The organism is Halobaculum sp. MBLA0143 (genome assembly GCF_041361465.1).
GTDB lineage: Archaea > Halobacteriota > Halobacteria > Halobacteriales > Haloferacaceae > JAHENP01.
Genome location: NZ_JBGKAC010000001.1, coordinates 1,633,663 through 1,646,854, shown reverse-complemented (window position 1 = coordinate 1,646,854; position 13,192 = coordinate 1,633,663). Strand labels below are relative to the sequence as shown.

Here is a 13,192-nt window from a genome sequence, read left to right as displayed (position 1 = left end):
TCACCGTCGATCCGGGGTGACTCACCGAATCGCAAGACGGCAGCGGGTCCGGGTTGCGAGGGTCTCCGGTCGATCCAGTAACGTTTAACCGGCGGAGGCTGGTAGTGGCAGGCAACAATGGCGAGCGACAAGATTCTCGGGATCGACCTCGGGACGACGAACTCCGCGTTCGCGGTGATGGAGGGTGAGGACCCGGAGATCATCGTCAACGCCGAGGGTGATCGGACGACGCCGTCGGTCGTGGCGTTCGACGACGACGAGCGACTCGTCGGCAAGCCGGCGAAGAACCAGGCCGTCCAGAACCCGGACCGCACGATCCAGTCGATCAAGCGGCACATGGGGGACGGCGACTACACCGTCTCCGTCGACGGTGAGGAGTACACCCCCGAGCAGATCTCGGCGATGATCCTCCAGAAGATCAAACGAGACGCCGAGGAGTACCTGGGTGACGAGGTGGAGCGGGCCGTCATCACGGTGCCGGCGTACTTCAGCGACCGGCAGCGCCAGGCGACGAAAGACGCTGGCGAGATCGCCGGCTTCGAGGTCGAACGGATCGTCAACGAGCCGACGGCCGCGGCGATGGCGTACGGACTGGACGACGAGTCCGACCAGACTGTCCTCGTGTACGACCTCGGCGGCGGGACGTTCGACGTGTCCATCCTCGACCTGGGCGGCGGCGTGTACGAGGTCGTCGCCACGAACGGGGACAACGACCTCGGCGGCGACGACTGGGACGAGGCGATCATCGACTACCTCGCCGACGAGTTCGAGGCGGAACACGGGATCGACCTCCGCGAGGACCGCCAGGCGCTCCAACGGCTGAAGGACGCCGCCGAGGAGGCGAAGGTGGAGCTGTCCAGCCGGAAGGAGACGACGGTCAATCTCCCCTTCATCGCCACGACGGACGACGGCGCGCTCAACCTCGAGCAGTCCATCACGCGTGCGAAGTTCGAGGCGCTGACGGAGGACCTGATCGAACGGACCGTCGGGCCGACGAAGCAGGCGCTGGACGACGCCGGCTACGACGAGTCCGACATCGACGAGGCGATCCTCGTGGGTGGCTCCACCCGGATGCCCCAGGTGAAACAACAGGTAGAGGAGGTGCTGGAGACGGAGCCGCAGGCGAACGTCAACCCGGACGAGGCGGTCGGCCTGGGCGCCGCGATCCAGGGCGGTGTCCTCTCGGGCGACGTGGACGACCTCGTCCTGCTGGACGTGACGCCGTTGTCGCTCGGGATCGAGGTGAAAGGCGGGCTGTTCGAGCGGCTGATCGAGAAGAACACGACGATCCCGACGGAGGAGTCGAAGATCTTCACCACCGCGGCGGACAACCAGACCTCGGTCCAGGTGCGGGTGTTCCAGGGTGAACGGGAGATCGCAGAGGAGAACGAGATGCTGGGCGCGTTCCAGCTCACCGGCATCCCGCCGGCGCCGGCGGGCACCCCGCAGATCGAGGTGTCGTTCGACATCGACGAGAACGGCATCGTCAACGTCTCCGCCGAGGACCAAGGCTCCGGCAACGCCGAGGACATCACCATCGAAGGCGGCGTCGGCCTCTCCGACGAGGAGATCGACCAGATGCAGGAGGAGGCCGAGGCCCACGAGGAAGAAGACCAGCGCCGCCGCGAACGGATCGAGGCCCGCAACGAGGCCGAGGGTGCGGTCCAGCGCGCCGAGAAGCTCCTCGAAGAGAACGAAGAGGAGATCGACGAGGAGCTGGCCGACGACATCCGCGAGGAGATCGACAACGTCGAGGCCGTCCTGGAAGACGAGGACGCCGAGACGGAGGATCTGGAAGAGGCGACGGAGACGCTGTCGACCGCGCTCCAGGAGATCGGCAAGCAGATGTACCAGCAGCAAGCCGAGGCCGAAGCTGGCGGCGCCGGTGCCGGTCCGGGTGGCGCTGGTCCGGGCGGTGCCGGTCCGGGCGGCGCCGGCGGCATGGGCGGCGCAGCCGGCCCTGGCGGCATGGGTGGTGCCGGTGCTGCGGGTGACGACGACGACGACTACGTCGACGCCGACTTCGAGGACGTGGACGACGACGACAAGGACTCGTAGAGTCCGAGCGGCGGTCGACCCGTCACGGAACAGTCTGCGCGAGTTCGCGGCCGACGATGCTCACAACCGCTCGACGTGATCGGCGGTGATCTCTTTGTCGTCGGGCAGTCGTTCGATACAGTCGTAACAGAGGAACGTCTCGGTGCCGTCGACGAGTTCCAGTTCGATCCCGCCGGTGGTCTCCTTCTCTAACGTCCAGAGGTTGGCGATTCCGCCGGCGACGGAGACCTGTTCGTCACAGCCGTCACAGGGCTGGCTTGCCATCCTCGGCGGTACGCGCCCGGCAGTCGTGTGTGTTGTGGCTCGTCAGGTCCCGTGTTGCCACGAGCCCATGTACTCGCGCTGGTCGTCGGTGAGCTCGTCGTGGGCGACACCCTCGGCGGCGAGTTTCACCTCGGCGACCTCGCGGTCGAGTTCGTCTGGCACGTCGTGGACGCCGGCCGCGTAGTCGTCGCCCGCCTCGACGAGTTCGCGGACACAGACGGCCTGGACGCCGAAGCTCTGGTCCATCACCTCGACGGGGTGGCCCTGGCCGAGCGGTGCGGCGAGGTTGACGAGTCGTCCCTCCGCGAGGAGGTTGAGCCGGCGGCCGTCCGGGGTCTCGAACGCCTCGACGCCGTCGCGGATCTCGTAGCTGTCGACGGCGTAGTCGGCGAGCTCCTCGACGTTCACCTCCACGTCGAAGTGGCCGGCGTTGGCGAGGAGGACACCGTCGTCCATCGCCTCGAAGTGTTCGCGGGTGATCACGTCGCGGTTGCCGGTCGTCGTGACGAACACGTCGCCGACCTCGGCGGCCTCGCTCATCGGCAGTACGTCGTACCCCTCCATGTGCGCCTCCAGCGCCTTCCGGGGGTCGACCTCACAGACGATCACGTTCGCGTTCTGGCCGGCGGCCTTGCTCGCGACGCCGCGACCGCAGTCGCCGTAGCCGGCGACGACGACGTTCTTCGAGGCCAGCGAGAGGTTCGTCGTCTGGACGATGGTGGACAGCGCGGACTCCCCGGTGCCGTGGACGTTGTCGAACAACCGCTTCATCGGCGTGTCGTTGACGGCGAACACGGGGTAGTCGAGTTCGCCGTCGTCGTCCATCGCGCGCAGACGGTGGACCCCGGTGGTGGTCTCCTCACAGCCGCCGACGATGGTGTCGATCAGCTCCGGGTAGTCCTCGTGGATGGCCGCGACCATGTCCATCCCGTCGTCGACGGTGACGGTCGGCTCGTGGTCGATCACCGACTCGATGGCGGCGTAGTAGTCGTCGTCTTCGACGCCACGGACGGCGTAGGAGGTGATCGCGTCGCGGGCGTTCAGCGCGGCGCTCACGTCGTCGTGGGTAGAGAGGGGGTTGCAGCCGGTGATCGCGACTTCGGCGCCCCCGTCCGCGAGGAGGGTGACGAGGTTCGCGGTCGTCGCCTCGACGTGCATCGCCATGCCGACGGTCTCGCCCGCGAACGGCTCCGTCTCCCGGAACTGTTCGCGTAGTTCCGCGAGAATCGGCATGTGTTGGCGGGCCCACTCGATCTTCTGGTCGCCCGACTCGACGGCCGACGCGGGGTCGTCGAGGTGTCGGTCGACGGGCGCGTATGCGTGTGTGCTCACGAGACGTACTCGTAGCGGGAGGGACTTGAACACGCCGGACCCGCCTCACCCCGGTGTGCGCCCGGCTCCGCCGCCGTGGTGTCGGGAGTCGTGTTCCCAGTGCTCGCGGCGCTCGCCGGGCTCGGGTTCCTCGGTGTGACCGAACGGTGACCGTGGCACCCGACGTTTGAAGTACGGGAACGCGACCACTCGCCCCGTGCTCGCAGTCACGGGCGGGAAAGGTGGCACAGGCACGACAGTGACGACGCTGGGGCTAGCGGCGGCACTGGGGAGCGACGCGGCGGCGGCCGACGCCGACTGGACGCTGCCGAACCTGCACGCGCTCGCCCGGGTCGGACGGTCGTGGCCCGACGACGGGCTCCCGGAGCGGCGGGCAGACGACCGGGACCTCCGATCGGTCGGCCCCCCGCCGGTCGTGGTCCCGGCGCCGCCGGCGCCGGGCGAGCGCGACCGTGGAGCCGTGCTGCGGCGGCTCGCCGCCCGCCCGTCGCCGACCGCCGTCGACACGCCCTCCGGTGTCGGCCCGCCGGCCGTCCTGCCGATCCGGGTCGCGGACGGGGTGGTCGTGACGACGACCGCCTGCGCGCCAGCGATCCGAGGTGCAGAGAAGTCGGCGGCGATCGCGGCGGCCGTCGGGACACCGGTGGTCGCAGTCGCCGTGACGCGAGCGGCGCGGGTGCCGTCGCCGGTGGCCACCCGGTTCGACGCGCCGGCGACGGCGGTGCCGTCGGCAGAGCCGCCGGTGTTGGCGCGCGACCGGGTCGCCGACGCCTACGAGCGGCTGGCGACGGCCGTCGAGTCGGTCGCGTGAGCCGCCGACTCGGAGCGGGCGGCGAGGTCGTCACAGAACCGTTTTACACGACGGCGGCGAGGGTTCGAACATGGATTCTTGGCAGCGACGGACGGCGTGGTACGTCGCCGCCGTCGTGGCCGTCATGCTGGGGTACACCCTGTTGTACGACTACGGGATGTCCGCGTTCGACGGGGAGCCGGTGCCGTTCCTCCACGCGGCCCGGGTGGTGGTGGAGACGTTCAGCACGACCGGCTACGGCTCGGACGCGCCGTGGACGACGGACGCGATGCGACTGCTCGTGATCAGCATGAACGTCACCGGGGTCGTGTTGATCTTCCTGGCACTGCCGGCGCTCGTGTTCCCGTTGTTGGAGTCGGCCATCGCCACGTCCGTCCCGACGGCCCTGGACGGGGACGTGTCCGACCACGTCGTCATCTGCACACACAACCCGCGGTCGGACACGCTGATCTCGGAGTTGGACGCGGTCGAACAGCCGTACGTTCTGGTGGAGCCGGACCGCGAGCGGGCGACGGAGCTGTACGAGGACGGCTACCGCGTGATCCACGCGGAGCCGAACACGGTGGCGGGGCTGGAGGGGGCGCGGATCGACGCGGCCCGTGCGGTCGTCGCGGACGTGTCCGACACGGTCGACACGAGCATCGTCCTCACGGCCAAGGAACTGGCGGAGGACGTCCAGATCGTCAGCGTCGTCGAGGAGCCCGACCGGGCCCGTTACCACCGACTCGCGGGCGCAGACGAGGTGCTGTCCCCGCGGCGACTGTTGGGTGAGAGTCTCGCCCGGAAGCTGACGACCGGCGTGACGACGGACCTGGGTGACACCGTGGAGTTAGGCGAGGACTTCGACATCGCAGAGCTCCCCTTGTCGCGGGAGAGCGAGATGATCGGTCAGACGCTGGCCGAGAGCGGCATCCGGGAACAGACGGGCGTGAACGTCGTCGGTGCGTGGCTCAGAGGCGACTTCAAGAGTCCGCCGCCGCCGTCCGTCCCGTTGGACGGATCGACCGTGTTGCTCGTCACTGGACGCCGCGACCAACTACGGGAGCTCCGGGAGGTGGCAGTGTCGGAGATGCGCCAGTTCACGCCCGGAGAGACGGTGGTGCTCGGCTACGGCGAGGTGGGCCAACGAGTGGCGGCCGCGCTCGCGGAGGCAGATATCGACCACACGGTCGTCGACGTGGTCGAACGGCCGGGCGTGGACGTGGTCGGCGACGCGACGGACCAGGACGTGATCAGGGAAGCCGGGGTCGCCGACGCCCGCTCGGTCGTGTTGGCGCTGCCGGAGGACACGACCGCGGAGTTCACGACGCTCGTCGTCCGGGACCTGACGGACGAGACGGAGGTGGTCGCCCGGGTGGAGCGGCCGGAGGCGACGGGGAAGGTGTACCGGGCCGGCGCGGACTACGTCCTGTCGCTGGCGTCCGTCACGGGGCGGATGATCGCCTCGGCCGTGCTCGACGACGAGGACGTGCTGTCGCCGGACACGCAGGTGGACGTGATCCGGACGAAGGCGCCGGGGCTCGTCGGCCGGACGCTGGGTGACGCCGACGTGCGTGCCCGGACCGGCTGTACGGTCGTCGCCGTCGAACGGGCCGGCGAGGTGGTGACGAACGTGGGCCCGACGTTCCGCGTCGAGACGGACGACGACCTGATAATCGCCGGCACGGACGAGGGGACGAACGAGTTCAATCGACTGCTCGGGTGAGCAGTGGAAACGGTTTAGTCCGTGACAGCCCGACGAGAGACAGACGCGATGGAGTCGGAAGCGCTGATGCTGTTCCAGCAGACGACACGGGGGACCGGGAGCCGCCGGTTCAAAGTGTACCGAACGACGGAGTTTCTCCCCGTGGGTCGGCTCCACGAGCGGTTCGAGAAGTACCTCCGACGCAACCGGTTCCCACAGGAGGTCCACACCCCTCACTGGCTGGAGACGGCCGGCCCGCTGACGGAGGCGACGCTGGGGAAGATGGGCGAGCGGTTCCGACAGTTCACCACCTACCACCTGTTCGCCGTCACGAACCGAGAGCTCCACCCGTTCCTGGCCGTGCCGGTGGCGGTGGACGTGTTGCCGGCGCTGTCGGCGGCCGTCAGGCTCCGGATCTACGACGCCACGGACTGCGACGACGACGGCGTCCCGCGGGCGGACGCCGACCCCGTCGTGACGTTCGACGCCGACAGCTACGAGCCGCCGTTGTCTGGGCCACTCGAAGAGGGAGGTGCCATGGAGTCGCTCCACCTCCTCGCGCTCCGGGCGGCCAACAGGCTGGCCGAAGACCCCAGCCGAGGGGTGGCCGTCGGCGACGACGACGAGCCGACGGCGGTCGTCCCGGACGGCGACCGGGTGATCCGGGTGGACCTGTTGGCGCCCGGGCCGCTCCGACGGCTCGCCGGCGACGGGTTGTTCGTCAACTACGGCCACGAGGCGGTGCCGGGCGACGACCTGGACCGACAGATGGGAGGGGTCATCCGCCGCACCGCCCGGGCACGGTACGACTACGCCAGACACCTCTGGGCCGTCCGGAAGGGGAACGCAGACGAGCCGATCGCCGACGACCCGGACGACTACCGCGAGGAGGTGGAAGCCGCACGGGCACACTTCTTCGCGGACGTGCTGGACGCGTTCGGCAACGCTGTCGCCCCGTTCTCCTCCGGGGTGTACGGCGGCGCCCTACGCGAGGACACCGCCACCCGGACGGACACGTTCTCTGCCGGGGGCACGGTCGACTTCGACCACGACGACGTGGTGCAGACGCTGGACGACGCCGACGCCGACTACGACCCGGAGTACGACCCGACCCTGCGGTGAGACGCCGAGAACCTCGGTGCATTTGAGGCGGGCGCACCAACGGGGCCGTATGGAGATCCGGGGTCGACGCGAGTGTAAGTCGTGTGACAACCGGTGGTCGTACTTCGAGACGGGGTCGATCGAGTGTCCGGAGTGTGGCAGCCTGGAGAGCGTCGGGAGCGGCGACCGGGAGCACCACACGGACGGCCACGAGGACCTGGAGCTGACGGACCTGCTCGTCGAGGTGGACGAGACGCCGTTGTCGGAGCTGACGGACGACCTGGAGGAACGCTGTCGCTCGTACCTCGCAACCCGGGGGTTCCTGCGTGGTGGGGAGCTACGGGCGTTGGACGAAGCCTACCTCGTGGCGGCGGAACTGCGTCAGGCCGCGGACATCTTCTCGCGGCTGCGGGAGCCGACGGACCCGGAGCGGCTGTACGTCGTCTCGTTGCTGCGGGCCGCAGACACCGGCGAGCGACCGTCGGCGGCGGAGGTCCCCCGGCGGCTCCGGCCGGCCCGCGGACTCGCGGCCGCTCGGGCGGTCCTCCAGTACCGCTCGGAGGTGACGACAGTGACCGAGCCGACGGGGGCGTTGGCGGCCGTGCTGTCGACGGTGCGGGACCGCGCGAAACGAGCCGAGGCGCTCCAGGGGGACGTGGAGCCGACGGAGGCGGACGCGCTCGTCGCGGCCGCCCGCGAGGTGTGGCGCCACGTCGCCGGCGACGACGACGAGGCGTTGGATCGAGCGCGCGAGCAGTTGACGACGAAGTGAGGCCGTCGTCTCGCGGGCGCGGTGGCGCGTCGGAGGCCGTCGCCTACGGCAGCGGCACGTCCAGGCCGGTCTGGCGACGGGCCGCGAGTACGGTGTTGTACAGCAGCATCGCGCGGGTCATCGGGCCGACGCCGCCCGGGACGGGCGTGATCGCGTCGACGTAGCCGTCCAACGCCTCGAAGTCGGCGTCGCCGACGAGCGTCGACTCCCCGTCCCGCTCCACCCGGTTGATCCCCACGTCGACGACGGTCGTCTCCGGAGTGACCTCCTCGCGGCCGATCAGCTCCGGGACCCCCGCCGCCGCGACCACGACATCTGCGCGTCGCGTGTGTGCCGCCAGGTCCGCCGTCTTCGAGTGACAGATCGTCACGGTCGCGTTGCCGTCGTCGGCCCGCCGCGTGAGCAGGTTCGCCAACGGCCGGCCGACGATGTTCGACCGCCCGACGACGACCACGTCCGCACCGGCCGTCTCGACGCCGGCGTCCGCCAGCAGCCGTTGGATGCCGAACGGCGTACACGGCCGGAACCGTGGCTCGCCGGCCACCAGCCGACCGACGTTCTCCGGGTTGAACCCGTCGACGTCTTTCGCCGGGTCGACGGCCGCCTGGGCCGCCCGTTCGTCGACGTGGTCCGGCACCGGCATCTGGACGAGGATCCCGTGGACGCCGTCGTCGTCGTTCAGCTCGTCGATCCGATCGAACAGCGCCGCCTCGGGAGCGTCCGCGTCCACCTCGACGTGGATCCCGTCGATCCCCACCTCCTCGCAGTCGCGTTGCTTCATGTTCACGTACGTCTCGGAGGCCGGGTCCGCCTCCATCAGGACGGTCGCCAGCCCCGGCGTGACCCCCTCGGACTCGAACGCCGCGACCGCGTCGGCGACCCCCTCGCGGATCTCTCCCGCCAGCGCCTCGCCGTCGATGATCTGTGTCACGGGCGTGTCTCCTCTCGCGGGCCGCATAAATCTGCGGATACGTGTACAGAATAGAGACGAGAGACGGGTGTTTGGGCACGATCTTCCAACAGAGGCGGCGACAGCGTGGTGACCGTCGTCACTCCGGCGTCGGGAAGTTCTCGCCGTCCTCGTACAGCGGGAACTCGTCTGTGAGTTCGTCGACGCGGTCGCGCACGTCGGCGATCACGCTCTCGTCGTCGTGGGCGTCGACGACACGGGCGATCAGCTCGCCGACCTCGCGGAGTTCCGCCTCGCCGAACCCACGAGTGGTGAGCGCGGCGGTGCCGGCGCGGATGCCGGACGGATCGAACGGTGATCGGGTCTCCCCGGGCACCGTGTTGGCGTTGAGGACGATTCCGGCGTCCGTGAGGGCGTCTTCGGCGTCGCCGCCGGTGACGTCCGGGTGTGACTCCCGGAGGTCCACGAGGACGAGGTGGGTGTCCGTCCCGCCGGAGACCACGGACAGCCCCTGGTCGGCGAAGCTGTCGGCCAGCGTCCGGGCGTTGTCGACCACCTGCTCGGCGTACGAGCGGAACTCCGGCTCGAGCGCCTCCCGGAACCCGACGGCCTTGCCGGCGACGTTGTGCATCAACGGGCCACCCTGGCCGCCGGGGAACACCGCGGCGTCGATGTCGTCGGCGTGCTCCTCGTCGCACATGACGATCCCGCCGCGGCCGGCTCGGATCGTCTTGTGTGTGGAGCCGGTGACGAAGTCCGCCTCACCCACGGGCGACTCGTGGACGCCGGCGGCGACGAGCCCGGTGATGTGGGCCATGTCGGCGAGGTGGTACGCGTCGACGGCGTCCGCGACCGTCTGGATCCGGCCGAACTCCACCTCGCGGGGGTACGCGGAGTAGCCGGAGACGATCACGTCCGGGTCGAACGACTCGGCGTGGTCTCGCAGCCCGTCGTAGTCCAGGTAGCCCGTCTCCGGGTCGACCTCGTACTGCTGGACATCGTACAGCTGTCCGGTGAAGTTGGCCTTGTGGCCGTGGCTCAGGTGGCCGCCGTGATTGAGGTCCAGCGAGAGGATCTTGTCGCCCGGCTCCAGGATGGTGAAGTACACCGCCTGGTTCGCCTGCGTGCCGGAGTGAGGCTGGACGTTGACGTGGTCTGCGCCCCACAGCTTCTTCGCGCGCGAGATGGCCAACTCCTCTACCTCGTCTGCGTTCTCACAGCCGGCGTAGTAACGCGCCCCGGGGTAGCCCTCCGCGTACTTGTTCGTGAGAGCGCTCCCCTGGGCCTCCATCACCGCGGGCGAGACGTGGTTCTCCGAGGCGATCATCGACAGCGTGTCGCGTTGTCTGTCTACCTCGTCGGTCAGCGCCTCGGCGACGGCGGGGTCGGTCTCCCGGACGTGCGGGTAGTCCATACCGACAGTCGGGGGTCGACAGGCAAAATACCCCCGGGACCGGCCGTTCTGGCCGATCGCCTCGACCGGCGACGGGCGAGCGCCGGCACGAGAGCCGACCTGAGGCTCGGTACGCGGCGGTACTACGTGCGTGGCGCGGATACTAGCGCGAGCTGATCGAAATGTGGCGGTAGAACCGTTAGATTCCTATTTTTTCGTTAGTATTAAATACGGCCCTTCCGTTTCCGTAGTTAGCTCAATGCCGTCGAATTTACTGGAGACGCAGACAGAGGAACTGTTCCGGGATGCCTTGGCGGACGTGGACGGGGAGGCGTATCTGATCAGTCCGTCTGCGGGCGTGTTGGAGGCGTTGATCGCGCTGGGGGCACGGCCAGACACGGACTTCCCGACCGTCAACGTCGTCGCCGACAACCGGCTGCTGAAGGACGTGATGGACGACTTCCTCGTCGCCGCCGACGCCGCCGACCTCGTCGCGGACGGGCGGCTCACCCTCCACGAGCTGGAGGAGGACGTGGACAACACGCTGCTCGTCTCCGACGAGTCCATGTACGCCATCGTCACCGCGACGGAGACGGTGGGCGCGCTCGCGGCCGACGAGGACGACTTCCTCGGTGACGCCTACGGCACCTACTCCGACCTCTGGGAGCGGTCGCCGGAGTTCAACCTCCGGACCCCCCCGCTCTCGCGCATCCGAGAGACGATGGACGAACAGATCGGCGACGCGGTGCGGGCGGACTTCGACACCGTCCTGTCGTCGCTGGAGACCGCCCGTGGCGACGGGGAGGGGTTAGACGAGGTGACGATCTCGTTGCTCGTCGCTGCGAAGAACGAGGCGCTGTTGTACGACATCTCGAAGTGGGGCGAGGACGTCGGCATCGCCAGCAAGGCCACCTTCTCCCGCACGAAGACCCGGCTCGAAGACGTCGGGATCATCGACACGGAGAAGGTGCCCATCGACGTCGGTCGCCCGCGGCTCCGCCTGAAGTTCGGTGACGACCGGCTGAAGGAGGCCTCCAGCGAGGAGCTCGCGGGGGTCGTCCAGTCGATCGTGGAGTAGTCCGGCGACGCGCCACGGGTCGTCGCACAGTCGACCGGTGTGGTGTCGACCACGGAGAGTCGGTGTCTTTTCCCGTCGCGGCCCACCCGGTCCGGTATGGAAGTCGCCCTCGTCGGTCCGGCGACCGTGACGGAGCCCGTCGCCGCGGCCCTCTCCGAGACGGACGCGACGACGGTCACGGCGGAGCCGACGGCGCTCGAACGGTTCTCCGCGGCCGTCGTCGCCGGCCCGGTCGGCGCCGACCGGTTCGACGCCGCGACACCCGCCACACTCGTCACCGTCGAGTTCGGCGGGCTCGGCGGCCGTCGGCTCGACCTCGACGCCGCAGTCAGCGTCTTCTCCGAGACGAGCGCCTGCCCGGACTGTCTCCGTGCCCGCGTGGCCGCCGGCACGGACGGAGCAGAGCGTGACGGCGATCCGACGCCGCCACACAGCACCGCCCGGCTCGCCGGCGCCGTCGCCGGTCACCGGCTCGCCCGGCTCCTGGGCGGCGAGTCGCTCGGCGGCACAGTAGTCGAGGTGTCCGGTCGAGAACGGGAGTTCCTCCCCGTCCCGGGGTGTGGCTGTCGGTCGTCGCCGGACGGGCTGTCGCGGGGCCACCGCGAGGTCTCGCTGTCGGACGCCGTCGCCCGGATGGAACGGGTCGTCGACGACCGGCTCGGCCCCGTCCGCGAGGTGGGCGAGCAGTCCTCGTTCCCGGTGCCGTACTACGTCGCCGCGACCGCCGACACGACCGGGTTCGCGGACGCACGCTGCGGGGAGTTCGGCGCCGGCGTCGCCGGCGACTGGAACGCCGCCTACGCGAAGGCGGTCGGCGAGGCGCTGGAACGGTACGCCGCCGGCGTCTACCGGGAGTCGTCGTTCCGACACGCCCCTACCGCCGGCGTGATCGACGCCGTCCCCGTCTCCGCGTTCGTCACGCCCGACGGCGCCGCGCCCGACTCGGACGACCGCGTCGCTTGGACGGACGGGGTCGACCTCCGAGACGAGAGCTACGCCGCGCTCCCGGCGTCGTTCGTCAACTTCCCCGCCCCCGGCCGGCAGTTCGCGCCGCAGATCACCACCGGGCTCGGGCTGGGCAACAGCACGGACGAGGCGCTCGCGGCCGGGCTCGCGGAGGTGATCGAACGCGACGCGACGATGCTCGCGTGGTACTCCACGTTCGAGCCGGTGGAGTTGGTCGTCGACACGCCGGCGTTCCAGACGCTCCGGAAACGCGCCCGAGCGGAGTCGTTGACCGTCACGCCGTTGCTCTGCACCCAGGACGTGGACGTGCCGGTCGTCGCCGTCGCGGTCCACCGCGACGGTGAGTGGCCCCGGTTCGCGCTCGGCTCCGCCGCGGGGTTCGACGCCAGCGCGGCCGCGACCGCCGCCTGCGCCGAAGCGCTCCAGAACTGGACGGAACTGGAGTCGATGGGGCCGGAACGCGCCACAGACCAGGAGGCCGCCGTCGGTCGCTACGCGGAGTTTCCCGGGAGTGTCCGGGAGTTCGTCGACGCCCCCGCGACGGTCGACGCCGGCGACGTGACGGAGTCCGTCCCCGCCGACGAACGAGTCGACGAACTCGTCGCGCGGCTGGCCGACGCCGACCTGGGAGCGTACGCGGCCGGACTGACCACGGTCGATCTGGCCGAACTCGGCTTCGAGGCCGTCCGGGTCGTCGCTCCCGGCGCACAGCCGTTGTTCACCGCCGAGCCGTTCTTCGGCGAGCGCGCCGAGATCGTGCCCGCGGAACTGGGGTTCGAGCCGCGACTGGAACGGGAGTTCCACCCGTTCCCGTAGCGACGGA

Annotated in this window: 11 protein-coding genes; 7 read left to right on the top strand and 4 right to left on the bottom strand. The window is 69.8% G+C overall.

Annotated elements, in window-relative coordinates; all coding sequences use genetic code 11:
• The first annotated feature begins 117 nt into the window (after positions 1-117).
• Entirely contained in the window at positions 118-2,058 is a 1,941-nt protein-coding gene (dnaK, locus tag RYH79_RS08485) for a molecular chaperone DnaK (RefSeq protein WP_370898116.1), read from the top strand.
• 60 nt (positions 2,059-2,118) lie between these two features.
• Here the strand turns inward: dnaK and RYH79_RS08480 are convergent, their stop codons facing one another.
• Entirely contained in the window at positions 2,119-2,322 is a 204-nt protein-coding gene (locus tag RYH79_RS08480; protein WP_370898114.1) for a DUF7561 family protein, read from the bottom strand.
• A gap of 42 nt (positions 2,323-2,364) precedes the next feature.
• The gene (locus RYH79_RS08475; protein ID WP_370898110.1) at positions 2,365-3,654 is read right to left on the bottom strand and encodes an adenosylhomocysteinase; all 1,290 of its coding nucleotides are present in this window, start codon (positions 3,652-3,654) and stop codon (positions 2,365-2,367) included.
• Between the two features lie 196 nt (positions 3,655-3,850).
• On the opposite strand from RYH79_RS08475, the gene RYH79_RS08470 reads away from it, so the two are divergent.
• The 4 genes from RYH79_RS08470 (at position 3,851) to RYH79_RS08455 (ending at position 8,022) form a co-directional block, all read left to right on the top strand.
• Positions 3,851-4,465 carry a CDP-4-keto-6-deoxy-D-glucose-3-dehydrase gene (locus RYH79_RS08470; protein ID WP_370898108.1) on the top strand — a complete coding sequence of 205 codons (615 nt, stop codon included), beginning with the start codon at positions 3,851-3,853 and terminating at the stop codon, positions 4,463-4,465.
• Between the two features lie 70 nt (positions 4,466-4,535).
• Positions 4,536-6,170, top strand: a complete 1,635-nt coding sequence (locus RYH79_RS08465; RefSeq protein ID WP_370898106.1) for a potassium channel family protein — start codon at positions 4,536-4,538, stop codon at positions 6,168-6,170.
• A gap of 21 nt (positions 6,171-6,191) precedes the next feature.
• Positions 6,192-7,271, top strand: coding sequence for a hypothetical protein (locus RYH79_RS08460; RefSeq protein WP_370898104.1), 1,080 nt, complete (start codon positions 6,192-6,194; stop codon positions 7,269-7,271).
• 49 nt (positions 7,272-7,320) lie between these two features.
• A complete protein-coding gene (locus tag RYH79_RS08455) occupies positions 7,321-8,022 on the top strand; it encodes a DUF7117 family protein (protein ID WP_370898102.1) in 702 nt (233 codons plus the stop codon).
• A gap of 43 nt (positions 8,023-8,065) precedes the next feature.
• On the opposite strand, the gene RYH79_RS08450 is transcribed toward RYH79_RS08455, so the two are convergent.
• Together RYH79_RS08450 and glyA are read right to left on the bottom strand one after the other, a co-directional pair.
• Positions 8,066-8,953, bottom strand: coding sequence for a bifunctional 5,10-methylenetetrahydrofolate dehydrogenase/5,10-methenyltetrahydrofolate cyclohydrolase (locus RYH79_RS08450; RefSeq protein ID WP_370898100.1), 888 nt, complete (start codon positions 8,951-8,953; stop codon positions 8,066-8,068).
• A 118-nt stretch (positions 8,954-9,071) separates the two neighbouring features.
• The gene (gene glyA / locus RYH79_RS08445; RefSeq protein ID WP_370898098.1) at positions 9,072-10,346 is read right to left on the bottom strand and encodes a serine hydroxymethyltransferase; all 1,275 of its coding nucleotides are present in this window, start codon (positions 10,344-10,346) and stop codon (positions 9,072-9,074) included.
• Positions 10,347-10,584: 238 nt separating this feature from the next.
• Here glyA and tbsP point away from each other — a divergent pair, with 238 nt between their 5' ends.
• Together tbsP and RYH79_RS08435 are read left to right on the top strand one after the other, a co-directional pair.
• Positions 10,585-11,403 (top strand): transcriptional regulator TbsP, encoded by an 819-nt coding sequence (tbsP, locus tag RYH79_RS08440; RefSeq protein WP_370898096.1) that lies wholly within the window; start codon positions 10,585-10,587, stop codon positions 11,401-11,403.
• Positions 11,404-11,499: 96 nt separating this feature from the next.
• On the top strand, positions 11,500-13,185 hold the full coding sequence (locus RYH79_RS08435; protein WP_370898094.1) for a YcaO-like family protein: 1,686 nt from the start codon (positions 11,500-11,502) through the stop codon (positions 13,183-13,185).
• The last annotated feature ends 7 nt before the right edge of the window (positions 13,186-13,192 follow it).

Bases quoted from the DNA above. Each gene is read 5' to 3' on its own strand.
- dnaK (WP_370898116.1), top strand. From the start codon at position 118: ATGGCGAGCGACAAGATTCTCGGGATCGACCTCGGGACGACGAACTCC.
- RYH79_RS08480 (WP_370898114.1), bottom strand. From the start codon at position 2,322: ATGGCAAGCCAGCCCTGTGACGGCTGTGACGAACAGGTCTCCGTCGCC.
- tbsP (WP_370898096.1), top strand. From the start codon at position 10,585: ATGCCGTCGAATTTACTGGAGACGCAGACAGAGGAACTGTTCCGGGAT.
- glyA (WP_370898098.1), bottom strand. From the start codon at position 10,346: ATGGACTACCCGCACGTCCGGGAGACCGACCCCGCCGTCGCCGAGGCG.
- RYH79_RS08465 (WP_370898106.1), top strand. From the start codon at position 4,536: ATGGATTCTTGGCAGCGACGGACGGCGTGGTACGTCGCCGCCGTCGTG.
- RYH79_RS08435 (WP_370898094.1), top strand. From the start codon at position 11,500: ATGGAAGTCGCCCTCGTCGGTCCGGCGACCGTGACGGAGCCCGTCGCC.
- RYH79_RS08455 (WP_370898102.1), top strand. From the start codon at position 7,321: ATGGAGATCCGGGGTCGACGCGAGTGTAAGTCGTGTGACAACCGGTGG.